At 59.1% G+C, this 533-nt stretch carries 1 rRNA gene; it reads right to left on the bottom strand.

From position 1 onward, the window contains the following. Positions 1–39: 39 nt before the first annotated feature. A 23S ribosomal RNA gene (locus ACFSJS_RS27965) occupies positions 40–533 on the bottom strand; the annotation flags it as partial.

Below are 533 nucleotides of genomic sequence, written 5' to 3'. Positions count from 1 at the left end.
GTCGTGGTCTCAGAACCCACACAGTGGACGCGAGCGTCTATGGTCAAGCCCTCGGCCTATTAGTACCAGTCAACTCCACCCATCACTGGGCTTCCATATCTGGCCTATCAACCCGGTCGTCTCCCGGGAGCCTTACCCCCTGAAACGGGGTGGGAGTCCTCATCTCGAAGCAGGCTTCCCGCTTAGATGCTTTCAGCGGTTATCCCTCCCGAACGTAGCCAACCAGCCATGCCCTTGGCAGGACAACTGGCACACCAGAGGTTCGTCCGTCCCGGTCCTCTCGTACTAGGGACAGCCCTTCTCAAGACTCCTACGCGCACAGCGGATAGGGACCGAACTGTCTCACGACGTTCTAAACCCAGCTCGCGTACCGCTTTAATGGGCGAACAGCCCAACCCTTGGGACCGACTCCAGCCCCAGGATGCGACGAGCCGACATCGAGGTGCCAAACCATCCCGTCGATATGGACTCTTGGGGAAGATCAGCCTGTTATCCCCGGGGTACCTTTTATCCGTTGAGCGACGGCGCTTCCA

It is taken from the genome of Streptomyces desertarenae (assembly GCF_042681365.1).
In the GTDB taxonomy this organism is placed as follows: Bacteria; Actinomycetota; Actinomycetes; order Streptomycetales; family Streptomycetaceae; genus Streptomyces; species Streptomyces desertarenae.
Note: the sequence above shows the minus strand (reverse complement) of the source record. Positions and strands in the feature narration are given on the sequence as shown.